Below are 26,401 nucleotides of genomic sequence, written 5' to 3'. Positions count from 1 at the left end.
CAAAAAGGCGCGCGATGCGTTCGTCGTCCAGCTCGACGGCGGTTCAGTCCCGCAGTTCCTCCAGGCGCTCCCGGCCGGGCGCGATGAGTTCGTCGAGGTACGCGGCGAGCGTTCCCTTCGCGTCCGCCGGGTGGAGTTCGCCCGAGTCGAGGTCCTCGGCGAGCGAGTCGTAGTCCTCGTACGTGAGGTCGCCGCCGTACTCGTCGGGTCGTTCGACGACCACCGACTCGAACCGCGGGAACACGTGGTACTGGAAGAGCTCCAGGACGGGGTTCTTGCGTTCCTCGCCGTCGTCGGTCGGCTCCGGGTCGCGCGTCGGCGGACAGTACGCGCTATTGACCTTCTCCTCGAGGGCGTCCGCGTCGTCCTCCATGCTGATGGTGACGCCCGAACTCGACGACATCTTCCCGACGCCCGTCGTCAGGTCCGCGAGGATGGGCGTGTGGATGGCGGGCCGGCTCTCGTACCCGACGTTCGGGAGTTCCTCGCGAGCGAGCATGTGGACCTTCCGCTGGTCGAGGCCACCGACGGCGAGGTCGAGGTCGAGGTACTCGATGTCCAGCGCCTGCATGAGCGGGTAGACGACGTGACTGACCTTCGCGGTCTCCCCGCCCTGGATCTCCGCCATCGCGCGCTGCGCGCGGTTCAGCGTCGTCGACCGCGCCATCTCGTGGAGGTCCAGCAGGTAGTCCTCGTCGAGCTGGTAGCTCGAGCCGAAGACGAACTCGGTCTGCTCGGGGTCGAGGCCGTACGCGAGGAACTGCTCGCGCATCACCTCGGCGGTCGCCTCTATCTCGTCGAACGTCCCCTTGTCGTTGAGGTACGCGTGAACGTCCGCGAGGAGGACGACGACGTCGAACCCGGCGTCCTGGAGGTCGATGAGCATGTTCGCCGTCAGGAGGTGGCCGAGGTGGAGGACGCCGCTCGGCTCGTAGCCGACGTAGACGCGCTTGCCCTCTGGGTCGTCGGCGAGCGCTCGGAGTTCCTCCTCGGTCACGACCTCCTCTGCGTTCCGCGTGATCAGGTCGTACGTGTCCATATCGAGGAGGACTCGCGCGGGCGTTTTGAACCTTCCCAACCTGTGCTAGCGCTTCAGCGGTCGTGCGGCGACCGCTCGGGGTACGGTCGGGTCGCGGTGCCCCGCGCCGGGCCGGAGGTCGTCACTCCTGGCAGCTCTCGACGTGCTCGTTCGCCCACGTCTCTATCTCGTCGAAGACCGGGCAGAGCGCGCCGCCTTTCTCGGTGAGGCTGTAGTACGTCGCGATGGGGGCGTCGCTCTCCACGCGGCGCTCGACGAGGTCGAGGTCCGCGAGGTCGTCGAGCACGCGACTGAGCGTCCGCGAGCTCGCGTCCGTCGAGCGCTTGAGTTCGTTGAACCGCTTCTCACCGTCGTGGAGGTCGTGGAGGACGATGAGTCGCCACTCCGACCCGATCTGTTGGATCGTCTCGACGACGGGGCATGCGCCCGCGTCGTCCTCGTCCGCCGTCGCAGCGACCGTCGTCGGTGAGTCTGAGGACATCGGTGTTATCTGGTATCCCTCGGGTCCGCGTCCGCTTAAATGGTTCGCTGACGAACCAGGTAACGTGATGCAACCACAATCGGTTCGCTCGCTGCACGCACCGCTTCTCGGAAGCACGACCACCCCCGCGGAGGTGGTCGCCTGATGGCCGTCACCGGGGTCGAGGGCGTCGCGCTCCTCGTCGGGCGCGTCCTCCTCGGCGGCGTCCTCGCGTTCATGGGTCTGAACCACTTCATGCAGCCCGACGGGATGGCAGCGTACGCCGAGGCGAAGGGCATTCCGTTCCCGCGCGCCGCCGTCCTCTTCTCGGGCGGCCAGCTCGCGTTCGGCGGCGTGCTCCTCGCCCTCGGCGCGTACCCCGTGCTCGCGGCGGGCGCGCTCGCGTCGTTCTTCGTCGTCGTCACGCCGATGATGCACGACTTCTGGGCGGTCCCCGACGACCAGGTCCAGGACGAGATGACGGGGTTCCTCAAGAACGTCGGCCTCCTCGGCGCCAGCCTGCTCGTGCTCGCGCTCGCGGGCCAGGAGTGGGCGTACGCGGCCGGCGTCGGGCTCTGAACGCGGCCTGACGGCTCGACCTCGTCATTCTTCGAACTCGGTCGCGAGCGCGGCGAGCGCGCGTTGACACACCGGGACGTAGCCGCCGGCGAGCAACGGCACCTCGAAGACCACGCGGCAGCCGTCACCACCCGCGTCGCGGTGAACGCGCTCGACGCGGTGGCCGGTCGCGGGAATCCGCGCGACGGACCACGTCCACCGGCGGACGTCGCCGTCCGCGTCCCCTTCGACCGCGGTCACCTCGAAGGGCACCCACGGGCCGCCGAGGACCTGGGCCTCGCCGGTCAGCCCCTCTTTGACGGTCGCGTCCGCGGGGCGGACCGCGGAGACGGTCGGCCCCCACGTCGGCCAGTGCGCGGTCTCAGCGAGGACCGTCCACGCTCGCTCAGGGGGAACCGCGTACTCGCGACTCACCGCGTACCGTCGACCCGACTCGCCGCGCTCGACGCGCACCCGACTCTTCATGCGCGAGTCGTCGGGCGCGACGCCCAAGACGGTCCGGGTCCACCACCCGACCTGTCGCCGTCCAGACACGCTAGCTGTCGGCCGGCAATCACGAGACGCGTCCGCCTCGACCGTCGAATCGAGCGGTGAGGTGCCCAGAAGCTTAACCTGTATTCGACCCCAGACTCGACCTAACGAATGATCCGGGTGGACGACCTGCGGAAGGCGTACGACGGCTTCGTCGCCGTCGACGGCAGCACGTTCGAGGTCGACCGCGGCGAGGTGTTCGGGGTGGTGGGCCCGAACGGCGCCGGGAAGACGACCACGCTCAAGATGCTCGCCGGCCTCGTCGAACCGACGAGTGGGGACGTCGAGATCGCCGGCGCGTCCGCCGGGAGCCTCGACATGCGTCGGAACCTCGGGTTCCTCCCAGAGGAGTCGCCGCTGTACGAGGAGATGACCGCGCACGGCTACCTCGAGTTCTTCGCGGACCTCTACGACGTCCCGACCGAGACCGCACGCGAGCGCATCGAGGAGGCCCTCGACCGTCTCGACCTCGAGCACCGCGAGCGACGCATCGGCGACATGAGCAAGGGCATGAAGCGCAAGGTCGCCATCGCGCGGTCGCTCGTGAACGACCCGGACGTCCTCATCTACGACGAACCGGCGTCGGGCCTGGACCCGCTCACGACGAACTACATCATCGAGTTCACGCGCGAGCTCGCCGACGACGGGAAGACCATCGTGTTCAGCGCGCACAACCTCTACCACGTCGAGTCCATCTGCGACCGCCTCATCGTGATGAACCACGGCGACATCATCGCCAGAGGGACGCTCGACGAGATACGCGACGAACACGGCCAGACCGCGTACCACGTGTACACGGACGTCCCGGTGCGGGACGCAGCGCACGACGACGACGAGGACCACTATCAGGTCGTCGTCGGCGACATGGACGCCGTCGAACGCGTGCGTCGGGAGGCCCAGGCCGACGGCGGGCGCGTCGTCGACATCCAGACCGAGGACCCGAGCCTGGAGGACATCTTCCTCGACATCGCCGGCGAGCGCGTCGAGTCCGCGCGCGAACCCGAGGCGGAACGCCCGACCCAAGAGGTCGAGACGTGAAGCTACGGAAGACGCTCCGCATCGCGCGCTGGGAGGTCACGAAGAGCGCCGGGACGCTCGACCGGACGACCGTCGCGTTCGCCGTCCTCGTCCTCGCCGTCGGTATCGCGGCGGGGCCGGCGCTCGTCTCGGACGTGAGTCTCGACGAGGGCATCTATCGCGTCGGCGTCGACGAATCGAGTCCGTACTACGACGTCGTCCAGCAGAACGAGCGCCTGGTCGCCGGGTCGCCCAGGGGGGAGCTGGGCGACGACGTCTCCGTCCTCGTTCGGAACGGCCAGTTCCAGCAGGCGGACACGCGGAAGGGCGCGGCCGCGTACGACGAGTTACGGACTGCGATCCGCCAGTACAACGACCGCAGTCTCGCGGCGCAGGTGGACCGCGGGGAATCCGAGGAGTACGCGGCGTTCCCGGTCGTCGTGACGCTCCAGTACGTCGAGCGCGTCTCCCAGCCGTTACCCGGCGTCGACGGCGGCGGGAACGACGGGGGCGGTGGTGCCGGCGGGGACGCAGGCGGCGACGGAGCCGGCGGCGGTGGTGGTGCGAGCGGCGGCGGGGCCGGCGGCGGCATCGGGGGCGGCCTCGGCGGCGGCGACGACGGACCGGTTCGTGCACCGAGCGTCGGTAGCGGCGCCGGCGGGTCGGATACGACCGGGACGCCGGGGGCGCTCTCCCCGCCGTTCCCGTTCCAGTCGCTCGTCCTCGCGTTCCTGTTCATCGTCCCGATGAACTTCGTCGTGCAGGCGTACGGGAGCACGATCATCAACGAGCGCGTGAACCGCCGCGGGGAACTCATGCTCGTCTCCCCGGTGACCCGCGGTGACATAATCGCCGGGAAGACCCTCCCGTACTTCGCCGCGCTGCTCGCGGTGTGCGCGGGCATCGCGGTCGTCGTCGGTGGCGACCCCTACAGTCTCGCCGCGGTCCCACCCATCCTCGCCGCGGTGACGCCCATCGCGCTCCTGTTCCTCGCCGCGACGTTCGTCGGCGGGATGTTCGCGCGGTCGTTCAAGGAACTCACGTTCGTCACCATCGCCGTCTCCGTGTTCCTCACCGCGTACGTGTTCGTCCCCGCGATCTTCTCGGACATCACGCCCATCGCGCTCATCAGTCCACTCACGCTGGTCGTCCGGCACCTCCGCGACGTCGGGTTCACGACCGTCGAGTACCTGTACTCCACGGGCCCGTTCTACCTCGCCGCGCTCGTCCTGTTCGCGGTCGGCGCGAGCGTCTACCGCGAGGAGGACATGTTCACGCAGAAGCGCCTCGGCGCGAAGGCGCTGGACGCGGTCGCGACGTTCGTGCACTCGAAGAAGTCCGTCGCCGCCGTCACCATGGCCGCGCTCCCGTTCGTGTTCGTCGCGGAACTCCTCGTCATCGCCGTCGTCTTCCCCATCCCGAGCGTCGTCGCCCTCCCGCTGCTCCTCGCCGCCATCGCGGTCGTCGAGGAGCTCGCGAAGAGCCTCGCGAGCTACGCGGGGTTCACGCACGACCGCTTCGAGAACTCGACGCTCGCCGCGGTCGGCGTCGGCGTCGCCGCAGGCGTCGGATTCTTCCTCGCGGAGAAGGCGACGCTCGTCGTCCAGCTCGTCGGGATGGGGAACGTCGAGTACGGGCGCGCCGCGTTCACGACCGTTCCGACCGACGCGTCGCCGCTGCTCGTGCTCGCGCTCCTCTTCCTCCCGCTCGGACTGCACGTCCTCACCGCCACCATCTCCGCGATAGGGGCGCAGAAGGGTCGGACGACGTACGCGCTCGCGTTCCTCACCGCGGTGTTCGTCCACCTCGGGTACAACGGGCTCGTCATCGGCCTTCGGTCGGGGGTGGCTTGAGATGAGCGACGACTCGGGGTCCTCGGGCGCGCGACTCGCCATCGCGAAGCGCGAACTCGCCGCCCTTCGCTCGGAGAAGACCATCGTCCTCGCGCTCCTCATCCAGCTGTTCGTCGCGTCGTTCTCGTCGTTCCTCGTCGTCGGCCTCGTCTCCCTGTACGACCCGGGCGCCGGGCAGACCTACCAGCTCGGCGTCGGACTCGCGGGCGACGGCAGCGACGAGATCGGCGCCGTCCTCGGCGACGACGAGGGCGTCGTCGTCCGCCGGTACCCCGACTCGGCGACCGCACTGGACGCGTTCCAGGACCGGGAGGTGGACGCAGTCCTGGTCTCGAACGAGACGGTGAACGGGACACTCAGGGTGCGAGCGATGGTGCCGGAGGAGAACATCCGGACGACGATAGCGGTCGTCCAGATACGCGAAGGGATGGAGGAACTCGAACATCGACTCCGCCTCGAGTACCGCGACGACCTCGCCGCACCGCCGCTACACGTCCCGGTGCGCTCCGGCGGCAGTCCGTACTACGGGTTCACGTACACCGTGCTCGTCCCGCTCCTGATGTTCCTGCCGGTGTTCATCAGCGGCTCCATCGCGGTGGACTCGCTCACGGAGGAATCCCAGCGCGGGACGCTCGAACTCCTCCGGGTCGCGCCGGTCTCCATGGGCGACATCGTGGACTCGAAGCTGTTCGCGACCGCGAGCCTCGCACCGGTGCAGGCGCTCGCCTGGCTCGTCCTCCTCGGCGTCAACGGAACGGAGGTCCGGAACGTCTCGCTGCTCGTCCTCCTCGTCACGGGCCTGTCGCTCGCGGTGGTCGCGTTCGGCGTCGGCATCGCGCTCTGGTCGTCGGACCGCCGGCAGGCGCAGTTCCTGTACTCGACGGGCATCATCGGCGCGGCGACCCTCGGCGGGTTGCTCCCGGAGCATCCGGCGAACACGGTCGCGCGCCTCGCCATCGGGACGACGAGTCGGACGACCATCGCGTTCGCGGTCCTGTACGTCCTCCTGGGACTGGCAGCGTACGTCGTCGTGCGGCTGCTCGTCGGGCGAATGGACCCGGAGCGAATCTGACCGCGCCCGACGCGCCGCGTCAGGAGAACTCGTCGGTCAGGTACGTCATCGCCGTCGGGAGCACGAACAGGTAGAGGACCGCGGGGAGGAGGACCATCGCGAGTACCATGACGATCATCGACCCGACGAAGCGGAACGGCGTCGACCCGGCCGGGTCGTCGTCCGCGCTCCCGTACTCGACGACCGTCACGGTGAGTTCCTTCGTGACGGACGCGCCGGACTCGTCGACGACGGTCACGGTGATGGTCGCGTTCCCGCCGTCGGCCCACGTGTGCTGGACGGCCGTGCCGTTCTTCGTCACGCCGTCGGTCCCGTTCGCCGCCTCACGGTCGAACGTCCACGTAGCGGTGACGTTCCCGTCGGCGCCGTCGACGGCGACGGAGTAGTTCTGCGTGACGTTCTTCGCGATGGTACGCGGCGTCTTCACGCGGACGCTGAGGTTCTCCGGCGTGGCGACGGCGGTGGACTGGAGGGCGGTCGTGTCGTCCACGGATGCTGGGGCGGTCGTGTCGTCCACGGATGCGGTCGGGGTCGCGTCGGCAGCGAGCGCGTCCCCAGTCGCTGCGCCGGCGATTCCGGCGCCGGAGACGGCGGCGGCGACGAGCGCGACTGCGACCAGGACGGCGGTCGGGGTGCGCATACTCCCGTATCCCGCCGTCCTTGTCTTCAACCTATCGACACGAACGGGTGCGATGGTCGCCGCTCACCGAGTCACCGCGTGCGCGCCGCTGGTTCGCCGGGGGGCGTAGGTCTTAGTGGCCGGGCGTCGTCGCGTCCGGCATGGAGTACACCACACTCGGCAGCACCGGCGTCGAGGTGTCCCGCATCTGCCTCGGTTGCATGAGCTTCGGGGACAGCGACTGGCGGCCGTGGGTCCTCGACCCCGAGGAGGGCAAGGAACTCGTCGACCGGGCGCTCGACCTCGGTATCAACTTCTTCGACACCGCGAACATGTACTCGGCGGGCGAGAGCGAACGCGTCCTCGGCGACGCACTCGAGGGGCGCCGCGAGGAGGCGGTGGTCGCGACGAAGTGCTACTTCCAGATGGACGAGGACGACCCGAACTCGGGCGGGCTGTCCCGGAAGGCCATCGAGCAGGAGTTGGAGAACAGCCTCGACCGGCTCGGGATGGACACCATCGACCTCTACCAGATCCACCGCTGGGATTACGACACTCCGATCGAGGAGACGCTGCGCGCGCTCGACGACGCCGTCCGACGCGGGAAGGTCCGCAACATCGGTGCGTCCTCGATGTGGACCCACCAGTTCGCGGACGCGCTCCACGCGAGCGACTCGCTGGGGCTGGAGTCGTTCGCGACGATGCAGAACCACTACAACCTCTCGTATCGCGAGGAGGAGCGCGAGATGCTCCCGTTCTGCGAGAAGCGGGGCGTGGGCGTCATGCCGTGGAGTCCGCTCGCGCGCGGGTGGCTCACGCGACCGCACGACGAGTTCGAGACGACGACGCGCGGCGAGAACGAGGAGCACGCGCGCCGGCATCCGTACGACGAGGGCGGCGGTGTCGAGGTGAACGAGCGCGTGCAGGAACTCGCCGCGGAGAAGGGCGTGAAGATGGCGCAGATCGCGCTCGCGTGGCTGTTCGAGAAGGACCACGTGGACGCGCCCATCGTCGGGACGACGAGCGTCGAGCACCTCGAGGACGCGGTGGAGGCGCTCGAGTCGGTGAGTCTCTCGGCGAGCGACGTCGCGTACCTCGAGGAGCCGTACGAGCCGGTGCGGGTGTCCGGGCACGAGTGACGGTGACTGCGGCCCGGGCCGGTCTCGGTCGGTCCGGGTCGCTGACGGTCAGTCCGAGTAGGGGTCCTCGGCGGTTGCGGTCTGGGCGTGCGTATGATGGAAGAACCAGAGTCGTCCGCCCGGTCGCGGCTCGAAGCACACGCGCTGGTAGCGTTCGTTGTCGAGGAGGTTCACCATGACGCCGGCGTCGTGCTCGCTCACGGAGTCGTACGGTCGGTCGCAGACGGGACAGTCCTCGGGTGCGTCGTCTGGCACCTCCATCGTCGTTCTTCGGTTGGGTGGGGAGACAGTTAGTCGCTAGCCCGGCGGCGAGCCTTCGTTGGTCGCGAAGGTGCCGACGCGCCCCAGTTGGTCGCCAGGCGGGCGTCGACGTGCAGGTGGTCGCCTCGTCGGCGACGGGTGTCGTTTACTGGCGGTTGCGTCCAGAGAGCCGCGTTCGCCCGCCGCCTCGGCGTCTGTACGCCGTCGAGGACGATGAACGGGTTCGTTCGCATCGCCGTGATTCCCCGTGAAACGCGTTTCTGAGCGTGCTACCTGCATTTACTCCCGATCACAGCCCCGTTATTTCGGCCTTGAGTAAATCTTTTGCATCTGGGGGTGCAGTGTTCTACCATGGAAACCACCGCAGCACAGCGACGTGAACGCGTGTACGTCGACGGCGAATGGCTCGGCGGCGAGAAACGCCTCACCGTCACCGACCTCGCCGACGGTGGCACGTTCGCCGAGGTCACCTCGGCCACGCCCGCACAGGCCCGCGACGCGCTCGCGGCCGCCCAGGCAGCCAAGCCCGCGATGCGCGAGACCACCGTCGTCGAGCGCGCCGGCTGGATGAACGAGATCGCCGACGGCCTCGAAGCACGAAAGGAGGAACTCGCGGAAGTCATCGTCCGCGAAGCCGGGAAGCCGATATCGAGCGCGCGCGGCGAGGTCGACTCCGCCGCCGAACGCTTCCGCCGCGCCGCCGAGGAGATCCGGCATATGAAAGGCCAGTACCGCGAGGGCACCACCGCCGGCCACGAGGGCTGGGAGGCCATCGTGAAGCACGAACCCATCGGCGCGGTGCTGTGCATCACGCCGTACAACTATCCCCTGGCGACGACCGCGCTCCAGGTCGCGCCCGCGCTCGCCGCCGGGAACGCCATCGTCCTCAAGCCCGCGAGCAAGACGCCGATCTCGGCGGCCATCCTCGCGGAGGTCATCAGCGAGGTCGACCTGCCCCACGAGGGCGCGTTCAACTACGTCGCCGGGTCCGCGAGCGACATCGGCGACGTGCTCGCCGGCGACGACCGCATCAACGCCATCGCGATGACCGGCTCCAGCGGCGCCGGCAAGCACGTCGCGAAGGAGTCCGGGATGGTGAACCTCCACATGGAACTCGGCGGGAACGCCCCCGAGATCGTGTTCCCGGACGCCGACCTGGACGCCGCCGCGGCCGCCGCGACCAAGGGCTCGCTGAAGTACGCCGGCCAGCGCTGCTCGGCGGTCTCGCGCGTCCTCGCGCACGAGGACGTCCACGACGAGATCGTCGCGAAGATCGAGGGCCAGATGGACGAGTGGCCGATCGGCGACCTCTTCGACGAGGACACCGCGCTCGGGCCGCTCATCAGCGAGGACCAGGCGGAGTGGGTCGACGAACTCGTGCAGGACGCCGTGGAGAAGGGCGCGACGCTCGTCCGCGGCGGCGAGCGCGACGGGAACTTCTACGAGCCGACGCTCCTCGCGGACGTGCCCCACGACGCGCGCATCGTCCACGAGGAGCAGTTCGGGCCGGTGGCGGCCGTCACGAAGTTCGAGAGCGAGGCTGACGCGCTCGACCTCGCGAACGGGAACGACCTCGCGCTCGACGCCGCCGTCTTCACGGCGGACCACGACCGCGCGATGCGGATGGCGAACGCCATCGACGCCGGCGGCGTCCGCATCAACGGCGCGCCCAGTCACGGCCTCGGCGACATCCCCTTCGGCGGGAACAAGGACTCCGGCATCGGCCGCGAAGGCATCGACGCCAGCATCCACGCGTTCGTCCGCAAGAAGAGCATCATCCTGTAAGCAGCCACGCGGTGCGCCGTCTCGCACCGAACTCGTTCTCGACGACCGCTCGTTTCTCAGGGCAGCTGGAACATCGCGATGACCGCGGACCGGCTCCCGTCGTCGCTCGTCCAGACCACCTGGAGCGTCGCGCCCGACTCGAAGTCCGCGCCGGCCGCGTCGACCCGTAGCGTCCACTCGCCGCCCCCGGCCCACGTGTCGCCGGCGGGTTTCGTGGACGCGAACACGTCCGACTTGGCGACGTCCGACCCCTCGTAGTGCAGCGCGACGTTCGCGAGGGCGATGCTGTCGCCGCCCTGGTGCGTGACGACGACGCGTTCGTCCTCGCCGCCGTCCCACTCGCCGTCCTTCCCGCGGTTCGCCTCGAACGCGAACGACACCTGAGGCATGCTCCCGCCGGTCGCGGTACGGCCGCCGTCGTCGCGCTGCAGGAGGTCGAACTCGGAGACGGAGAGGTTCGCGGTGAGCGTGACGACTCGCCCCGTCGTCTCCACGTCGAAGTTGCCGTAGTCGGTGAAGCCGGCCATGTCCGAGAGCTGTGCGACCGCGCTCGGGTCGGTCGCGTCGTCGTCCGGGAACGCGAACGGTGCGGCGAGTGCCACGTCGTCGCCGAACCGCCAGCCGTACCCGAACGCTGCCGCGTCCGCGACGGCTCGCTGACTCCGTGCGGCGACCGCGAGCAAGTCCACCTCCCCGGTGGCTTCCAGCACGGCGTCGACGTCGGCGTTCGCGGCGTACCGGTCGACGTCACCCGAGTGCGCGTCGACCATCGTCTGCACCAGTCGTCGATCCGGACCGTACAGGAGGTGGTCGCCGCCGAGCCAGTACACGCCGATGGCGGTCTCGTATCCCTCGTAGCCATCGGGAGCGTCGATGCGGGTGACGCCCGATTCGCCCGAGCCCGTCTCTGTTTCTGGGTCGGTATCGTCGTCGCCGCTGGGTGTGCCGGCGCCGGCGGTTGGCGTCGCCGTCGGCGTACCCCAATCGGGCCGCACCGCTCGGATCCGGTCGCGCACCGTCGCCGGGGCGAGGTCGAACGTGCACGCGGTCGCCACGTCCTGGACCGTCGCCAGCTCCACGACGTCCTCCGGGGAGAGGACCTGCCCGCGCAACGGGAGGAAGGTGTCCGCCGTCCGAGCCATTGCCGCGTCAGTGACGTCGGCGTCCCGGAGCGCGTTCAGGTCGCCCGCGAAGCCCATGTACGCGCTATCGTACCCGAAAGCGTCCGGTTCCGGTAGCCACGTCGTCGCCGCGAACTCGCCGTCGACGGTCGCGGTCGCATCGCCACTGCCAGCCACCGCGTCTGTCTCCGTCGTCTGGTCGTCAGTCGTCGCTGAATCGTTGAACTCGCCCTCGCCCGTGGAGAGACAGCCGGCCGCGAGCGATGTCGCGGTCGCGCCGGCGAGCCCGAGGAGGTCGCGTCGCTTCTGGGGACACATACTCGAGTCGACGTGTCTCCACGAATAAGTGTCTTTGGCGACGCGACCGAGGGAGTCTTGCCCCAGCGGTCGCATGGCCCTCACATGAACGTACTCGCTCGGACGCTCGACGCGAGGTCGGTGGGGTTGTCGGCCGTCGGAAAGCTCGCGGCGGCGGACGTCGCGACGCTGCTCGCGCTCGTCCTCGCCGGGGAACTCCGGCACGCCGTGGACGTCGTCGGGAACCCGGGTCGCGTGCTCGTGACGGCAGCGCCGTTCCTCCTCGGGTGGTTCCTCGTCGCCGCGCTCGTCGGCGCGTACGGCGACCGCGCGTTCGCCGGCGGTGTCGACACCGCGAAGCTCACCGTCGGCGCGTGGCTCGGTGGCGCCGGCATCGGCCTCACGCTCCGCGGAACCAGCTACCTCGCCGGCGACTCTCCGCTCTCGTTCGCGCTCGTCATGATGGGCCTCGGGTCGCTCGCGCTCGGCGTCGTCCGACCACTCGTCGTCTCGCGACTCGGTGCGCGCGCCTGACCGCCCCTCCCTCTCCCCGGTAGTCACTCACTCGCCGCGTCTGGCGAGCGCGAGCGCCGCACCGGCGCCGAGGAGCGCGATACCGCCGAGGGTCGCGAACAGCGCCGCGGCGTCGGCGAACTCGAGGATGGCGCCGGCGAGCGCGCCGCCGAGCGCGCCGACGCCGAACACGCCCAGGTACGTGTAGCCGTACGAGAGCCCGCGCGTCCCGGCGGGCGTGTGGTCGGCGACGGCGGCCTGGTAGAGCGGCTGCACGAAGAACAGCATCGTGCCGAGGACGACGCCGAGCGCGAGGAACGGGACGAGGCCGGCGTTCGCCGCCGGGAGGACGAACGCGGCGAGGACGGCGAGCGCGAGGAACGCAGGCGCGAGCGCACGCTCCGGGCGCACGAGGTCGCTGACGCGGCCACCGGCGTACTGGCCGAGGATGCCGACCGCGAGCAGGCCGGCGTACGCGTACCGGTACGTCTCCAGCGAGAGGTCGCCGACGGCGATCGCGGCGAACGCGTCGTACGACGACAAGACCTCGGGGAGGAACGTGAGGATGCCGCGGTAGTAGAGGCCGGAGGCGACGACCACCGGGAAGATGAGCGCGAACCCGCCGAGGAACAGCTCCTTCGACCCGAGCTTGAAGTCCGCGAACGACTCGACGGAACTGGTGCGGTCCTCCCCGCCGTCGCTCGCGGTCGCGGGGTCCTCGTTTCCGTCCGAGCTATCCTCCTCGACGGCGGCGCGTTCGTCGACGTCGATGCGCGTCGCGAGCGCGGCGACGCCGACGACCGGGAGGGCGAGTGCGAGCGCGACGGTCTGCCAGTCGGCGACGACGAGCGCGACCGCGACGACGAACGGGCCGAGGGCGATACCGAGGTTCCCGGCCATGCCGTGGTACGCGAACGCCTTCCCGCGCTCGCTCGCACCGCGGGAGAGCATCGAGAGGCCCGCGGGGTGATAGACGCTCGCGGCGGCGCCCCAGAGCGCGAGCGCGCCGCCGACGGCGAGCGCCGACGGGGCGAGCGCGAGCACGACGAACGCCGCGCTCATCCCGAACAGGCACGCGACGATGAGGCGCTTCGAGCCGACGCGGTCCGCGAGCACGCCGCCGGGGAGTGCACCGAGCCCGAACAGCCCGTACCCGATGGTGACGAGGACGCCGGCGGCCGCGGCGTCGAACGGCACGCTCGCGACGAGGAGGTCCAGACTGTCGAACTCGGCGAGCCAGAGCGGGATGAACAGGGGGATGGCGAGTTCGAACGTGTGCACGCTCGCGTGTCCGACTGTCGCGAGGCCGACGACGGCGCGGTCGTTCCGGTCCACGTGCCCGGCGAGGGCGTTCTCCGACAAGAGCCCACCGGTCGGGGTAGATTCCTCGGTGTTCACGCGGGCCTTGCGCCACCACTGAGTAATTTACCTCAGGTAAACCCGCTGCTGTCGTGCGTTTTCCTACTCGTTGTATTCTCATAAGTTACGAGTATGTGTCGCAGTCATGCTGGAGCAAGTACGAATCATCGACGCGTGAAATACAGAACCCATTCCACCCCAAGATACAAGTACCCGGGCCCCATTTGTTAGAGTATATTATGACTGGGTACTACGACATCGTGCTCGGGGCGATCCCGCTTTCGCTCCTCGGCATCTCCGGCTCGCTCACGTTCGCAACCGACCTCGCGCTCAGCACCGCCGTCACACTCGGTGCACTCGTCGCCGTCGCCCTCATCGGGCACGCGATGTTCGTGAACGGCCCCGTCGACGCACCCAGCCTCCGCCAGGACGCCCCTGCGACCCCCACTGACTCGCCGACGTCGACGCCCGTCCCGGACGCCGAATAATCGACTTGCCGCTACCGACCTCGAGCGACTGCGACCCAGCCAACTCGCCTACCCGGCCCCTTTTTGCGATTCGCGCTCCGAGCTAGGGGCATGACAGCGCTGTTCCTCTCGAGCGACGACGTGAGTGGGCTCGCCGACCCCGGCGAGTTCGTCGAGGCGGTCCGCGACGGCTACCGGCAGCGAGGCGAGGGTGCGTCCGCGAAACCGCGGACGACGCTCCGGAACGCGGACCCGCCCGGGATGTTGTTCTCGTACGCCGCCGTCCTCCCGGACACGGGCGCGATGGGCGGCTACATGTACTCTGCGGGGTTCGCGGAGCGCGACGCGTGGTTCGCGACGCCGTTGTTCGACGCCGAGTCCGGGGAGCCGCTCGCGGTCGTCGACGGCGCGAGCATGAACCCGTTCAAGACCGGTGCGGCCGGCGCCGTGGGCGTGGATGCGCTCGCGCGCCGGGACGCGAGCAGTCTCGCGGTCATCGGGTCGGGCGCGCAGGCGCGAGGGCAGCTTCGTGCGACGGTCACGGTCCGAGACTTCGAGACCGTGGACGTGTTCTCGCCGACGAAGGAGCACCGCGAGGACTTCGCGGCGGAGATGAACGACCGGCTCGACCCGGCGGTCGCGGCGGTTTCTTCGGCCGCGGCGGCGGTGGAGGACGCGGACGTCGTCGTCACGGCGACGACCGCGAGCGAGCCGGTGTTCGACGGCGAGGACCTCGCTGACGGCGCGCACGTCACCGCGATGGGTCAGTATCATCCGGAGAAACGCGAACTCGACGAGCGCACCATCGAGCGCGGGACGTACGTGCCGGACCTCCGCGAGCGCGTCCCGCAGGACGCCGGGTCGTTCATCGCGGCGAAGGACGCCGGCGTCGTCGACGAGAGCGACGTGCACGCGGAACTCGGTGAAATCGTCGCCGGGAACGCCGACGGCCGCACGAGCCGCGACGAGATCACGATCTTCGACTCCGGCGGCACCGGCATCGAGACGGTCGCCGGCGCGTACCTGCTCTACGAGCGCGCGATGGCGGCCGACGAGGACCTCGGGACAGAGGTCGAGTGGCTGCCAGCGAGCGAGGCGCTTACTGGTCAATGAGCGTCCGGCGGCCTCAAAGTCCGAGTGCGGTGGTGAGCGAAAGCCCGGATGCGAGCGCGCAGATGAGGTAGCCGGCGATGGCGCCGCCGTTGAGGAGGGGGAGGCCGGCGTGCGCGCGGCCTTTGAGGACCATCCAGAGGAGGACGACGAGGCCGAGTTGGGTGCCGACGATGGCGCCGAGTGCGGGGAGGTTCATCGTGACGAGCGGGAGGCCGAGGTCGGGGAGCGGGCCGTTCGGGACGGCGGTGTGGAAGTGCGCGGCGCTCGCGACGAGGATGGTGGGCATGACGGCGTCGCCGAGGCCGACGAAGAACGCGTCGCGGTTGAGGACGCCGTCGTCTTCGGGCTCGTCGGTGGCGTCGGCTTCGACGTCGTTCGCTGACTCGACGTCCGTCTCCGCGTCCGCGCTCCCTCCGTCGGTAGCGACCTCTTCCTCGTCGCTGGTGTCGACGCTGTCAGGCGACTGCATGTCGAGGAAGGAGAAGGAGAGCGTGGTGGGGATGACGAGGATGACGGGGACCTTCATGTCCATGACGCCGTCGGCGAGGTCGAGCATGTGCTCGGTGCCGTAGACGCTGATGGCGTCGTAGACGGCGAGGACGACGAGGAGGACGAGCGTCGGGAGGAGGCCGAAGCTGATGCCGAACAGGCCGGCGGCGGCGCCACCCATGAGGACGCCCGCGGCGTCGATGACGTACCATTCCGGATAGGCGACGAGCGCGACGCCGACGAGTGCGGCGAGCCCGAGCGAGAACGGCGATGGGACGAGGACGTCGAACACCTGCCAGGCGAGGCCGGCGCTCGCGAGCACGACGAATCCGCGAACGATCCAGTCGAGGTCGAACTTGAACGCGGCGAGCATCAACGCCGTCATCACGAGGATGGCGCCGACGTACAGGATGGAGTTCGTCGGGTCGTCGGGGTTCTGCGTGAACGCCTTGTCCGCGGCCTCCAGCGGTTCGACGAGCATCAGTCCGCCGAGCTGGACGCCGAGGAACAACGCCATCGTGAACGCGACCGCGGCGTAGATGCGAGTGCGGTCTTCCATGCCCGCGAGTACCCGCCCGCGCCGGGAGTACGTTTCGCTCCGCGACGACGCCGCAGAAAGACGGAGTCAGCGCGCGCGAAGCGTCTCGTCGAGCCGGGCGCGGGTCAGCGCGCGTACAGCTTCTCGCCGAGGAGGAGCGCGGGGTCGACGCCGTCCGCGGACACGGCGACGTACGGGCGCGCGGCGGGCCCGAACACGTCGACGACGCGCCCGACGTCGTCGAGGTTCTCGTCGACGACGCCCGCGCCGATACGCGGCGGGTCGTCGTCGCTCACCCGAGCGATAGCGAGCCCCTGTGCGACGCGGACGACTTCGCCGACGCGCTTCATACCGACTGCCCCCCAAGAGCGGTCGTCGGTCGCGACGCCACCCCGAGACCGGTCGTCATTCTCGGAGCGCGTTCACGTAGGCCGCGGCTGCCTGGACGATGTCGTTCTTCGCGTCGCCGTCGGGGTTCTTCACGAGGACGCGACCGCGGTCGCGGTGGCCTTCGCGGCTGTACTGTTTGTCGCGTTCGACGATGACGTCGTACCCGACCTGTTGGACGGCTTTCGCGACCTCGTCGACGTCGGGGTCGTCGACGGCGAGGGCTTCCGGGACGCGTCGACCGTCGGCGCGGGAGAGCGTCGCGTCGAAGTACGCGGGATAGAGGACGTTCTCGACCATACCCATCGGTCCGGTCGTGGGACTTACAACCTTTCCGGAATCGCGGGTCGAGACAGCGGAAACGACGCGGGTCGTCGTCGGTCGTCAGTCGCGGCGTGCGAGCGCGCCGACGACGAGGGCGGCGGCGGCAAGTAGTGCGACCGGCCCGAACCCGGGCGAGCCGTCCTCGCCGACGGGCTCGGTCGTCGTCTCGTCCGTCGCGGTCGTCGTCGTCGCGTCGCCGTCGCCAGTGCTACTGGTGGTCGCGTCGGTGTCGTCGTCACCGCTCGTGGTCGTCGTCTCGTCGTCGACGCTCGCGTAGACGTCCGCGTTCACCTGGACGCTCCCGCGGAGGCTCTCGTTGGCGGCCGCGTACGCGTCGGGGTACCACGTCTTCGTGAGGCTCCGGACCGCGAGGACGACGCGCGGCGCGGGCTGACTGATGTGGTTGCGGTCAACGGCGACGACGTTCCCGTCCTGGACGGCGGTCGTCTGATTCCACGCGGCGTTCTGCGGGATGGCCGCGGGCGTTCCGGGATAGACGATCCAGTCGACGCTGAGGTTCGCGACGGTCTCCGGGTTGATCGGCGCGTACCCGTTCGGCGGGAACTCGACGACGCCGATGGCGAGGTTGTTCCCGCCAGCGGCCTCGAGTCCGGAGTTGATGAACGTGTTCTCGCCGGCGGTGTACCCGAAGAGCGCGTAGAGGAAGTCACGCGGTTCCTCGCCCGCGGTCGCGTTCTCGACGATAGCCATCTCCTCTCTCATCGACCGGACGGACTCGATGGCGGCGTCGCACTCGCCGACGACTCGCCCGGTGGTGGCGACTTTCTTGTAGACGTCGTCGATGCTCTCGGAGTTGTTGAAGTAGTAGACGGTGATGCCGGCGTCGCGGAGCTTCGAGACGGTCTCGGGGCTCGTGACGTTCTCGGCGAGGACGACGTCGGGTTGCTGGGCGACGACGCGCTCGACGCTGATGCGCGCGCGGCCGGCACCGGAGACGTTCGCCTTCGCGGTGGCGCCGTCGAGGTACGCGGCGAACTGCGTGACGCCGACGACCTTGTCCTGGGCGTCGAACTCCCACATCGTCTGGGCGCTCGCGGGCCCGAGCGTGACGACGCGCTCGGGTTCCCCGGTTATCTCGACCTGGGTGCCCGAGGCGTCACGGAGCGTGAGCGGGTACTCGCAGGGGCCTGCTGTGCTACTGGTATCGACCGACTGCTGCGTGACGTCGGTCGTCTGGAGCGACGTGCTCTCGGCCGCGGCCGTCGTTGCGCCCTGGCCGACTGCGGCGGCGGCGGGCGTGGCGACGAGCGCGAGTGCGAGCAGCACTGCGGCGACTGCGTTCGTGCGTGTCATCGTGGACACCTCCCGGCTTATGCAACAAGTATTTATCTAAAGCAAGTGGACTTGCTATCGATGCGAGCAGGGACGACAGCCACCGCGTACTCGAGTGCCCTCCTGGTCGCGCTCCTCGCGACCATCGCCGGCGCCGCGACCGTCGGCCCCGTCTCCATCCCGTACGCGACAGTCGCGAAAGCGCTGCTCAACGCCACGCCCGTCCCGGTCGGCGTCACCGTCCAGGGCGGCCTCGGCCTGGAACTCGCACATCCCTTCAGCTTCGACGTCGCACAGACCAACCAACTCATCGTCGTCGGCGTCCGCGCCCCACGCATCGTGTTGGCGGCAGTCGTGGGCTTCGCGCTCGCCGCCGCCGGCACCGTCATGCAGGGGTTCTTCCGGAACCCGATGGCGGACCCGAGCATCGTCGGCGTCTCCTCGGGCGCCGCACTCGGCGCCGTCGCCGCTATCACCGCCCCGGGACTCGTCGTCGCCGTCACCGGCCCGCTCGGGCTCCCGAAGGGCGTCGGCATCCAGACCGCCGCGTTCGTCGGCGCCATCGTCGCCGCGTTCCTCGTGTACGCCATCGCCACCGAAGGCGGCCGGACCCCCGTCGCGACGCTCCTGCTCGCGGGCGTCGCCGTCCAGACGTTCCTCGGCGCCGTCGTCTCCTTCCTCCTCGTGCACTCCGGCGAGAGCATCCGGCGAGCGATCTACTGGCTGATGGGCGACCTCAACAACGCCGCCTGGGGCGACGTCGCCGTCGCCACGCCCGTCGTCCTCGTCCTGTTCGCCGCCCTCCTCCCGTTCACGCGCGACCTGAACGTCCTCCTGCTCGGCGAGGAGGACGCCCGCACCCTCGGCATCGAGGTCGAACGCACCAAGCGCGTCCTCCTGGCGGTCGGGAGCGTCGTCACCGCAGCCGCCGTCGCCGTCGCCGGCGTCATCGGGTTCGTCGGGCTCGTCGTCCCGCACGTCCTCCGGCTCGTCGTCGGCCCCGACCACCGCGTGCTCCTCCCGACGAGCGCGATCGCCGGCGGCATCTTCCTCGTCGCCACCGACACGCTCGCGCGCTCGACCGCCGCGACGCTCCCCGTCGGCGTCGTCACCGCCGCCGTCGGCGCCCCGTTCTTCCTCTTCCTCCTCCGCCGCCGCGAGGTGCACGAACTATGACCGGCCGGACGCACCCCCGCCCGAGCAGCCCGCCGGAGGTGCCGTCGCGATGATCCGCGTCGAAGACCTCACCGTCTCCCTCGGCGGGACGGACGTCCTCGACGGCGTCTCGATGGCGGTCGACGACGGCGAGTTCGTCGGGCTCGTCGGCCCGAACGGCGCCGGGAAGACGACCCTGCTGCGGTGCCTCTCGGGCGTCCTCTCCCCGGACGACGGCGTCGTCACCGTCGACGGCGACGCGGTCGGGAGCCTCGGCGCTCGCGAGTCCAGTCGCCGCATCGCGGTCGTCCCACAGGACACCCAGCTCGCGTTCGACTTCTCCGTGCGCGACGTCGTCGCGATGGGGCGCACGCCCCACCGCGGGCGGTTCGACCGCGCAACCAGCGAGGACCGAGACGTCGTCGACCGCGCGATGGACCGCACCGAGGTCATGAGGTTCGCCGACAAGGCAATCACCGCAGTGAGCGGTGGCGAGCGCCAGCGCGTCGTCCTCGCTCGCGCGCTCGCTCAGGAGGCGCCCGTGCTCCTGCTCGACGAACCGACGGCGAGCCTCGACGTCAACCACCAGATCCGGACGCTCGACCTCGTCGCCGACCTCGTCGAGGACGGTCGCACGGCGGTCGCCGCCATCCACGACCTCAGTCTCGCCGCGCGCTACTGCGACCGCCTCGTCCTCCTCGCCGACGGCGGCGTCGTCGCCGCCGGGCCGCCCGAGCGCGTCCTGGAGCGTGCGACGGTCGCGGACGCGTTCGACGCCGACGCTGCCGTCGTCGACGACCCCGTCACGGGCACGCCCGCGGTCACACCGCTCTCGGCGCCCGCGTGGTCGCTCGACGCGCACGTGCACGTCGTCGGAACCGGCGCGCAAGCCGGCCGCGTCGTCACCACGCTCGCCGCCGCGGGCGCGACCGTGACCGCCGGCCCCGTTCCGGACGGTGACGCGGTCGCAACAGCCGCGACCGGCGTCGAAGCCAGCGTCGTCACCGTCCCCGCGTTCCAGGGCGTCGACGAGGCCACCGCTCGCACCGTCGCGGACCTCGCCGGACCGGCAGCGTGCGCCGTCGCCGCCGGTATCGTCCCCGCCGCAGCCCTCAGCGCCCTCCCCGACGCGATGCCCACCTACGCAATTCGCGATGCGACGCTCCCCGACGCCGTCCACGCAGGGGACCGCATCGGACTCGACGACCTCCCCACAATCGTCGCCGACGGCGTTCGGGGGAACGCCGCGGCGAACGACGACGCCATACGCCCAATCGCGTTCCGCGACGACACAGCGACGACCGACCGACGGGGTGCTTCCGACCCGCAGACGACCGACGACTGACCGTCCCGATGGCACTGGCGTCCGATAGTCGCCACTGTTCGGTCGTACGTGCTCGAGTTCCGTACACCGAAACGTGATTTACGTGGCCACCGGAGTACGTGATGTGACTCGGACGACAGTGGTCCTCGCCGTGCTCGCGGTCGTCGTCATCGCCGGCTGCTCGTCGTTCGGAGGCGTCTCGACGACGCGCGAACCCTTCGACGTCGACGAGCCGACGGGAACCACGACCACCGAATCGTCGGCGGACCGACCGCCGGTCATCGCGTTCGACCCCGTCGCCGACACCGCGCCCGACGCGTTCGATCTCGTTGACGCCCACTACCGGAAGCTCGCAGGCCGCTCGTACACCGTCCAGATCGATCGCGTCGAACGGTACGCGAACGGGACGGTGTACACGAGCGATCAGTCGACGACGACGTTCGGCGCGAACCGCTCGACGTACGTCCAGGAAAGACGGTCCACGCTCCGGAACCGGAGCGCGCACCGACAACTGTACGCGAACGGGTCCGCGGTCTGGCAGCAGATCGCACTCGACGGCAACGACGACCCGACGGTCCGACTCCTTCGCTCGCCTGAGGGCGAGCCCGTGCCGCCGACCGAGGTGTCCGTTCGCGCCGCCCCCGGCATCCTCCAGGCCGGCCTGGTCGCGACGAACGTCACGGACGTGACCGCGCTCGATACCGTCCCGAGCGGCGTCACCGAACCCGTGTTCAGAGTGGTGGCGAACGAGACCGCGACCCCGAACGCGTTCGGAGACCGGACCGTCGACGTGTCGCTCACGCTCATCGTCACCGAGGAAGGCCGCATCATCGAGTACAGTCTCGAACGGACGTTCGTCGAGGACGGTCGAGAGCTGCACTCGGTGACGCGCGTCCAGTTCGGGGGTGTCGGTCGCGTCACGGTCGACCGACCGGAATGGGTACCGGGAGCCTCGGAGAACGGATCGGACCGAACGGGGACGCTGCAAATCGGGACGACGAGTCAACGACTCGAACACGTGCCTTCGACGTCGTCCGCTGAATCCGGCCGTGTCGCGTTCGTGGCCGCAGGAGTGGCACGCCGCCTCTGATACACCCTCGGTCGTTCTCCGTGCTATCCCTGAACCGTCGTCGGTGACTGGAGCGCTCGTCGGCGCGACGAACCCATCGCGAGCATCGTCGCAGAACCGGTCGCTCCACCCCCTTAGTTGCCCGAACCCACGTGTTGGCGTGCCGAAGCCAGAGTTTCGGAGGATGGCCTAGTTTTCTCTAAATTTCTCACCAGCTTGTGATTCTACTCGCCGTATCACCAGTGGGTTGAGTTCTTTTGGCCGCAACTATCGAATGAGGGTAAGATAGTAGCTGATTTCTGACGGTGGTGAACAGTGTTTCCACTCCGGGAGAGCACTCCCGGCGGGAGTCAGTCAGTTAGTCGGGTGGAATCAGCGTTGAGACGACGATCTCGACGCATTCACCCGCAGTCAGCACAGGTGCATAGTCCATTGGGCCATCAACATCCACTTTCAACAGGAAGTCGGTCAGCCGCCAGATATTGTACAGTAAGACGGCGAACACGAAGTAGAACAGCCGTACCCGGTAGTCCTTCGAGGAGGTCTTCGCGAGGAAGTCGTGCTTGATCGATTTGTACTCGTTCTCGATCTGCCAACGGCGACTGTATCGGCGACAGACCGTCTCTGCCTCGTCTGGTCCGACCCTGAGGTTCGTCGCGAAGACGGCCGTGCCATCGCCTTTCGTCGAGGGTACGTACAAGAACCGCATCTGGTGGCTGCCAGCTTCGACGTGAACGGACGCTGATTCCACGGCGACGTCTTCCCCATCAGTCTCCATCGTCTCGATGACCTCCCGCTCCGTGCTGTTGATTCGCTTCGGGATTAAGTAGTTCACGCCGAGGTTCGAGAGCGTCTGGAACACGCGCTGTGAGCCGAATTCGCGGTCGCACAGCACCGTCTCGATGGGGACGTGGTCTTGAGCTCGCTTCACTAGGCGTCGGACGACACGATGAATCTTGTTCGATGGATTCTGATTCCACTCCGAGCTCTCCCGAATCGGCTCCACAGCCAAGACCAGTGGGATGTTCTGCCCGATGATCGACAACGTCGCGAATTTGAACGCTCGCCGGTCCTCCTCTTTCGTTCCGTTGACCATCGGCATGCCCTCGACGTCGCCGTAGTACGGGATGGTCGTGATGTCGATTGCAGCCGTCACCGGTCGTCGGAACGAGGCTTCAGACCCGATAACGGAGAGCAGCCGGTCGGTCGCCGCCTCGAATCCATCAATAAGTGTCTCGGGCTCGAACTGTTTGACGGCTCTGAGGTGGTGTCGCCATGAGGGCTCCTGTCCGGGCCGTGTCGGTACTGGAAGCGGTTGGCGCCCTGTGGCGTGCCACAGCCGGCCATCCCCATGAACGTCTGTAATTCGAAGAATTGGGTGTCCTCGTAGGTGGCGTTCGCGGCACGACCGGAATCGAATCCATTGAAGCCATGGTCCCGAGCCAGCCGTGTCGTCCGCTGGATCTGCTCGGCAGTGAACTCGAGTGCTTCGTCTTCGGCCGGCTCGTCCGGGAACGCACTCGGGTCTCGATCTTGGGTTACAACCTCGGCTTTCGGTCGGGCTTCGGGAACGTGGATATCGCGGTCGTGAATCTCTTTGACGACGTAGTGTGCGGCTCTGGTGACGAACTCTCTGGTGGCGTCGTCGAAGCGGTTACGCTAGGTCCGCGAGAGCACCGATTCATCAGGAATCTTCTCAAGGCCGAATGTGTCGCCCAGTTCGGGATGCCTGGTGAGATCGCGATAGCTCTCGCCTGTGAACTCCCGGTAGAGAAATAAGCGCAGCATTCCCTCAAAGGAGTGGGGTGCTGGGTGCCACTCGGGATAGCCGTCATCAAGCAAATCGAATGGGCCCTCAAGCTGTCGAAGGGGGATAAAAAACGATTGTCCGGCGTTGAGTGCTCTCGTGAGTTCCACTCCGATCAGGTACGCGTCGGTCAACAACCGCTCCCGACAAGCCATATCTGACATCGCGTGAGTCAATCAAACAAGCGAACTCCTTCACATACTGGCAATCATCTCGACCGAAACCTAACTCACCGAGAGTTCAAATCAGTGAGTGCGTCGGGTCTGATGATCTTCGATTCGAACTATGCCCAAAGTAGGTTTGGTGAATCACTTCTGGACGAGTCCCATGACACACTAATAATATTGATTCCTTTTATTTGTGAACGCAGACAAGAGTAGGGAATATACAAATTCAGCCACTGTTGTTCTAACCCAGCGTCACACCGAAGTGGCTCAGTTCAGAAGGTCTCTAGATTGTCAGCATCGTGTGCCGTGATTGCACAGTCGCACGACGTTCAAATCAGTTGGGTGCAAACGATTAGTATGCTTCGCGTCGGACAGGAAGCCCCATCGTTCACGCTCACTGGGGCTGCCGCTGGTACCATCGACACGCACAGTCTCGACGAGTACACGGATAGAGGGTGGTCGGTGGTTCTCGTCTTCTATCCGTTCGACTTCCATCCGGCGTGTACCGACCAGTGGTGTTCGCTCCGGGATGCCGACTGGCTGACGCTTTTGGAGGACGTCGTCGTGCTCGGTGTCGGGTCCGACGCCGCCTACGCACACCGCGAGTACGCTAACAAACACAACATCCAGTTCCCGATACTGTCGGATACGGACGGTGCGGTAAGTCGCGCGTACGACGTCCTGGTCGACGAGTTCGAGGGGCACAGCGATGTCCCAGGTCGCGCAACGTTCGTCGTCGGCCCGAACCGCACTATCCAGTTCGCGTGGTCGGCCGACGGTCCCGAACAACAGCCCGACCTGGATGCACTTCGCGAAGCGACGACGTGACCGAAACTGTAGTGCTACAAGTCCACGAGATGACAGACTGCGACGCGGTTCACCGCGTCGACACCCGCCTACTCGCCGTACGTGTGGAAGTCGACGGCTTGTTCCAGTAGTTCGTCTGGAATGCCGGGCACCTCCTCGTCTCGAACCGGGCCTTGTTCTTCGAGAAGGCTCGGGTCGCGCGGGAAGTCACGGAGCTGGAAGTGGACGTCGATACCGGCTTTCGCGCCCTGCCCGAGCGCGACGGGAATCTGGTTATGGCCGGGCGTGCAGTCTCCGACCGCGTAGACGTCGTCGACGGACGTCTGGCCGTGGTCACCGACGACTATCGTGCCGTCGTCGTTGATGTCGCACCCGAGTTCTCGAGCGAGGCCGTTGTTGTACTCGGCACCGTACATCGCGAAGCCGCCCTTGTACTTCCGGACCGTGCCGTCTTCGAATTCAAGTGCCTTCAGCCAGCCGTCTTCTCCATTCTGGACGCCGGAGACGTCCTCGTGGATGACGTCTATCGGGTGGTTTTCGAGTACGGCTCCAGTCTCCTCGCTCCACTCGGGGTCGTTCCCGCGCGTGAGCAGGTCGACCTCGTCGGTGAAGTTGAGCATGATGCCGGCGACGTGCGCGGCGCTCTCGGCGTGGCCCATCACGTACACGGACTCGTCGACGAACATGTGTGCGTCGCAGTGCAGACAGTAGTGGAGGCCCCGTCCCGTTCGTGGGAGTGGCGGCTCCGGTCGCACGTCGTTGAACCCGGTGGCGAGGACGACCCGGTCGGCCTCGTAGGTCGATCCGTTCCCGGAGAGCCGGAGTCGGTCCTCGTCGGTCCGTGAGCAACTCGCGACGCGGTCACGATGGATGTCACAGCCGTACGACTCGAGCTGGTCCTGGCCGACGCCGAGGAACTCGGCGCCGCTCGTCTCCTCGGTGACGCCGAGCAGATTGTGGACCTCCTGCATCATCGCTGCGCGGCCGCCACCGCGGTTCACGACCGCGGTGTTGTGACCGAGTCGCGTGCTGTACAGCGCCGCAGTCATGCCGGCCGGGCCGCCGCCGACGACGACGACCTCGTACTCGTAGTGTTCGGCTGAGTCTCCCATACAGGATGCCGACGCTCGGAGACGAAAAATAGGTATGCGTCGACAAACCCACTCGGCAGTGAACATCGAGGCAGAAAGGCGGTCAGCGTTGTGCAGCGGTGGCGTCACCGGCCGCCACCTCTCTAACTGCAGCACGTACGCGCCGTCACGGGCCGGAACACGCTCGTCGACGGCGAGTGGCAGACCGATATCGGACCGTACACCGACGAGCGTGGCGCGTTCGACCGCGGGGAAACGACGTTCCGTGACCGGATTCGAGACACCGCTGACGCTCGCTTCGAGCAGGCGTCCGATCGCCACCAGCTCCACGTTGCTCGGAACTGTCCGTCGGCGCACGACGTCGCACTCACGCGACGCCTCACCGGCCTCACTGACCCCGTCTCGATGGACGTCGTCGACCCGTGGCGGGAGGACGAGGGCTGGACGGTCACGACCGAGACGGTATGCTGTACGCCCGATACGGTCCTCGGAAGCGAGCACCTGCGAGACGTGTACGTCGCGGCAGACCCGACCTACACTGGGCGAGTGACCGTCCCCGTCCTCTGGGACCGAGAACGCCAGACCATCGTCAACAACGAATCGATCGACATTACTTCCCCAGCGTGCGTACAGCCGTTTCTCGCATACTTAGCAGATTTTATACTGTGCAATACCGTTGAACTCCCTCGTAGGTCTTTATTCACTGTGATGTGAGGCCTAGCGTG

At 68.1% G+C, this 26,401-nt stretch carries 26 protein-coding genes and 1 pseudogene; 14 read left to right on the top strand and 13 right to left on the bottom strand.

Features of this window, described 5'->3' with window-relative positions; all coding sequences use genetic code 11:
• Nucleotides 1-43: 43 nt before the first annotated feature.
• On the bottom strand, nucleotides 44-1,039 hold the full coding sequence (locus VYJ16_RS12400) for a tyrosine--tRNA ligase (protein ID WP_336350619.1): 996 nt from the start codon (nucleotides 1,037-1,039) through the stop codon (nucleotides 44-46).
• A 121-nt stretch (nucleotides 1,040-1,160) separates the two neighbouring features.
• Nucleotides 1,161-1,520: a winged helix-turn-helix transcriptional regulator gene (locus tag VYJ16_RS12395; protein ID WP_336350618.1), complete on the bottom strand. Its 360-nt coding sequence runs from the start codon at nucleotides 1,518-1,520 to the stop codon at nucleotides 1,161-1,163.
• Between the two features lie 144 nt (nucleotides 1,521-1,664).
• Between VYJ16_RS12395 and VYJ16_RS12390 the strand changes: the two genes are divergently transcribed.
• A complete protein-coding gene (locus VYJ16_RS12390) occupies nucleotides 1,665-2,078 on the top strand; it encodes a DoxX family protein (protein ID WP_336350617.1) in 414 nt (137 codons plus the stop codon).
• Nucleotides 2,079-2,102: 24 nt separating this feature from the next.
• On the opposite strand, the gene VYJ16_RS12385 is transcribed toward VYJ16_RS12390, so the two are convergent.
• A complete protein-coding gene (locus tag VYJ16_RS12385; RefSeq protein ID WP_336350616.1) occupies nucleotides 2,103-2,543 on the bottom strand; it encodes an SRPBCC family protein in 441 nt (146 codons plus the stop codon).
• Between the two features lie 177 nt (nucleotides 2,544-2,720).
• On the opposite strand from VYJ16_RS12385, the gene VYJ16_RS12380 reads away from it, so the two are divergent.
• The 3 genes from VYJ16_RS12380 to VYJ16_RS12370 are packed head-to-tail and all read left to right on the top strand — an operon-like array spanning nucleotide 2,721 to nucleotide 6,551.
• Nucleotides 2,721-3,647 carry an ABC transporter ATP-binding protein gene (locus VYJ16_RS12380; RefSeq protein ID WP_336350615.1) on the top strand — a complete coding sequence of 309 codons (927 nt, stop codon included), beginning with the start codon at nucleotides 2,721-2,723 and terminating at the stop codon, nucleotides 3,645-3,647.
• Nucleotides 3,644-5,479: an ABC transporter permease gene (locus VYJ16_RS12375; protein ID WP_336350614.1), complete on the top strand. Its 1,836-nt coding sequence runs from the start codon at nucleotides 3,644-3,646 to the stop codon at nucleotides 5,477-5,479. Before VYJ16_RS12380 ends, VYJ16_RS12375 begins: the two co-directional genes overlap by 4 nt.
• A 1-nt stretch (nucleotide 5,480) precedes the next feature.
• On the top strand, nucleotides 5,481-6,551 hold the full coding sequence (locus VYJ16_RS12370; protein ID WP_336350613.1) for an ABC transporter permease: 1,071 nt from the start codon (nucleotides 5,481-5,483) through the stop codon (nucleotides 6,549-6,551).
• Between the two features lie 19 nt (nucleotides 6,552-6,570).
• Here VYJ16_RS12370 and VYJ16_RS12365 read toward each other — a convergent pair whose 3' ends face one another.
• A complete protein-coding gene (locus tag VYJ16_RS12365) occupies nucleotides 6,571-7,191 on the bottom strand; it encodes a PKD domain-containing protein (protein WP_336350612.1) in 621 nt (206 codons plus the stop codon).
• Between the two features lie 140 nt (nucleotides 7,192-7,331).
• Between VYJ16_RS12365 and VYJ16_RS12360 the strand changes: the two genes are divergently transcribed.
• A complete protein-coding gene (locus tag VYJ16_RS12360; RefSeq protein ID WP_336350611.1) occupies nucleotides 7,332-8,309 on the top strand; it encodes an aldo/keto reductase in 978 nt (325 codons plus the stop codon).
• A gap of 48 nt (nucleotides 8,310-8,357) precedes the next feature.
• Here VYJ16_RS12360 and VYJ16_RS12355 read toward each other — a convergent pair whose 3' ends face one another.
• On the bottom strand, nucleotides 8,358-8,570 hold the full coding sequence (locus VYJ16_RS12355; protein ID WP_336350610.1) for a DUF8145 family protein: 213 nt from the start codon (nucleotides 8,568-8,570) through the stop codon (nucleotides 8,358-8,360).
• A gap of 351 nt (nucleotides 8,571-8,921) precedes the next feature.
• On the opposite strand from VYJ16_RS12355, the gene VYJ16_RS12350 reads away from it, so the two are divergent.
• Entirely contained in the window at nucleotides 8,922-10,355 is a 1,434-nt protein-coding gene (locus tag VYJ16_RS12350) for an aldehyde dehydrogenase family protein (protein WP_336350609.1), read from the top strand.
• Between the two features lie 56 nt (nucleotides 10,356-10,411).
• On the opposite strand, the gene VYJ16_RS12345 is transcribed toward VYJ16_RS12350, so the two are convergent.
• Nucleotides 10,412-11,794, bottom strand: a complete 1,383-nt coding sequence (locus VYJ16_RS12345) for a hypothetical protein (RefSeq protein WP_336350608.1) — start codon at nucleotides 11,792-11,794, stop codon at nucleotides 10,412-10,414.
• 84 nt (nucleotides 11,795-11,878) lie between these two features.
• On the opposite strand from VYJ16_RS12345, the gene VYJ16_RS12340 reads away from it, so the two are divergent.
• Nucleotides 11,879-12,307, top strand: coding sequence for a DUF3054 domain-containing protein (locus tag VYJ16_RS12340; RefSeq protein ID WP_336350607.1), 429 nt, complete (start codon nucleotides 11,879-11,881; stop codon nucleotides 12,305-12,307).
• Between the two features lie 27 nt (nucleotides 12,308-12,334).
• Here VYJ16_RS12340 and VYJ16_RS12335 read toward each other — a convergent pair whose 3' ends face one another.
• A complete protein-coding gene (locus VYJ16_RS12335; protein ID WP_379762542.1) occupies nucleotides 12,335-13,648 on the bottom strand; it encodes an MFS transporter in 1,314 nt (437 codons plus the stop codon).
• 236 nt (nucleotides 13,649-13,884) lie between these two features.
• Here VYJ16_RS12335 and VYJ16_RS12330 point away from each other — a divergent pair, with 236 nt between their 5' ends.
• Nucleotides 13,885-14,133: a DUF8015 family protein gene (locus VYJ16_RS12330; protein ID WP_336350605.1), complete on the top strand. Its 249-nt coding sequence runs from the start codon at nucleotides 13,885-13,887 to the stop codon at nucleotides 14,131-14,133.
• Nucleotides 14,134-14,223: 90 nt separating this feature from the next.
• A complete protein-coding gene (locus VYJ16_RS12325) occupies nucleotides 14,224-15,225 on the top strand; it encodes an ornithine cyclodeaminase family protein (RefSeq protein ID WP_336350604.1) in 1,002 nt (333 codons plus the stop codon).
• Nucleotides 15,226-15,238: 13 nt separating this feature from the next.
• Here the strand turns inward: VYJ16_RS12325 and VYJ16_RS12320 are convergent, their stop codons facing one another.
• From VYJ16_RS12320 to VYJ16_RS12305, 4 genes are all read right to left on the bottom strand, one after another.
• Nucleotides 15,239-16,273, bottom strand: coding sequence for a presenilin family intramembrane aspartyl protease PSH (locus VYJ16_RS12320; RefSeq protein WP_336350603.1), 1,035 nt, complete (start codon nucleotides 16,271-16,273; stop codon nucleotides 15,239-15,241).
• A gap of 104 nt (nucleotides 16,274-16,377) precedes the next feature.
• On the bottom strand, nucleotides 16,378-16,602 hold the full coding sequence (locus VYJ16_RS12315; RefSeq protein WP_336350602.1) for an H/ACA ribonucleoprotein complex subunit GAR1: 225 nt from the start codon (nucleotides 16,600-16,602) through the stop codon (nucleotides 16,378-16,380).
• Between the two features lie 55 nt (nucleotides 16,603-16,657).
• Complete coding sequence (srp19, locus tag VYJ16_RS12310) at nucleotides 16,658-16,939, bottom strand: signal recognition particle subunit SRP19 (RefSeq protein ID WP_227130851.1); 282 nt, start codon at nucleotides 16,937-16,939, stop codon at nucleotides 16,658-16,660.
• Between the two features lie 84 nt (nucleotides 16,940-17,023).
• A complete protein-coding gene (locus tag VYJ16_RS12305) occupies nucleotides 17,024-18,277 on the bottom strand; it encodes a PGF-CTERM-anchored ABC transporter substrate-binding protein (RefSeq protein WP_336350601.1) in 1,254 nt (417 codons plus the stop codon).
• A gap of 60 nt (nucleotides 18,278-18,337) precedes the next feature.
• Between VYJ16_RS12305 and btuC the strand changes: the two genes are divergently transcribed.
• From btuC to VYJ16_RS12290, 3 genes are all read left to right on the top strand, one after another.
• On the top strand, nucleotides 18,338-19,432 hold the full coding sequence (gene btuC / locus VYJ16_RS12300) for a vitamin B12 ABC transporter permease BtuC (RefSeq protein WP_336350600.1): 1,095 nt from the start codon (nucleotides 18,338-18,340) through the stop codon (nucleotides 19,430-19,432).
• 49 nt (nucleotides 19,433-19,481) lie between these two features.
• Nucleotides 19,482-20,756 (top strand): heme ABC transporter ATP-binding protein, encoded by a 1,275-nt coding sequence (locus VYJ16_RS12295; protein WP_336350599.1) that lies wholly within the window; start codon nucleotides 19,482-19,484, stop codon nucleotides 20,754-20,756.
• A gap of 103 nt (nucleotides 20,757-20,859) precedes the next feature.
• Complete coding sequence (locus VYJ16_RS12290; RefSeq protein ID WP_336350598.1) at nucleotides 20,860-21,825, top strand: hypothetical protein; 966 nt, start codon at nucleotides 20,860-20,862, stop codon at nucleotides 21,823-21,825.
• A gap of 337 nt (nucleotides 21,826-22,162) precedes the next feature.
• On the opposite strand, the pseudogene VYJ16_RS22200 reads toward VYJ16_RS12290, so the two are convergent.
• Nucleotides 22,163-23,775 (bottom strand): annotated as a pseudogene (locus VYJ16_RS22200) (transposase).
• Nucleotides 23,776-24,135: 360 nt separating this feature from the next.
• Between VYJ16_RS22200 and VYJ16_RS12275 the strand changes: the two are divergent.
• The gene (locus tag VYJ16_RS12275; RefSeq protein WP_336350595.1) at nucleotides 24,136-24,606 is read left to right on the top strand and encodes a redoxin domain-containing protein; all 471 of its coding nucleotides are present in this window, start codon (nucleotides 24,136-24,138) and stop codon (nucleotides 24,604-24,606) included.
• 68 nt (nucleotides 24,607-24,674) lie between these two features.
• On the opposite strand, the gene VYJ16_RS12270 is transcribed toward VYJ16_RS12275, so the two are convergent.
• On the bottom strand, nucleotides 24,675-25,697 hold the full coding sequence (locus VYJ16_RS12270; RefSeq protein WP_336350594.1) for an NAD(P)/FAD-dependent oxidoreductase: 1,023 nt from the start codon (nucleotides 25,695-25,697) through the stop codon (nucleotides 24,675-24,677).
• 126 nt (nucleotides 25,698-25,823) lie between these two features.
• On the opposite strand from VYJ16_RS12270, the gene VYJ16_RS22195 reads away from it, so the two are divergent.
• Nucleotides 25,824-26,390 (top strand): glutathione S-transferase family protein, encoded by a 567-nt coding sequence (locus VYJ16_RS22195; protein ID WP_379762540.1) that lies wholly within the window; start codon nucleotides 25,824-25,826, stop codon nucleotides 26,388-26,390.
• The last annotated feature ends 11 nt before the right edge of the window (nucleotides 26,391-26,401 follow it).

Origin of the sequence: Halorubellus litoreus (assembly GCF_037081675.1) — an archaeon.
Lineage (GTDB): Archaea > Halobacteriota > Halobacteria > Halobacteriales > Natrialbaceae > Halorubellus > Halorubellus litoreus.
Note: the sequence above shows the minus strand (reverse complement) of the source record. Positions and strands in the feature narration are given on the sequence as shown.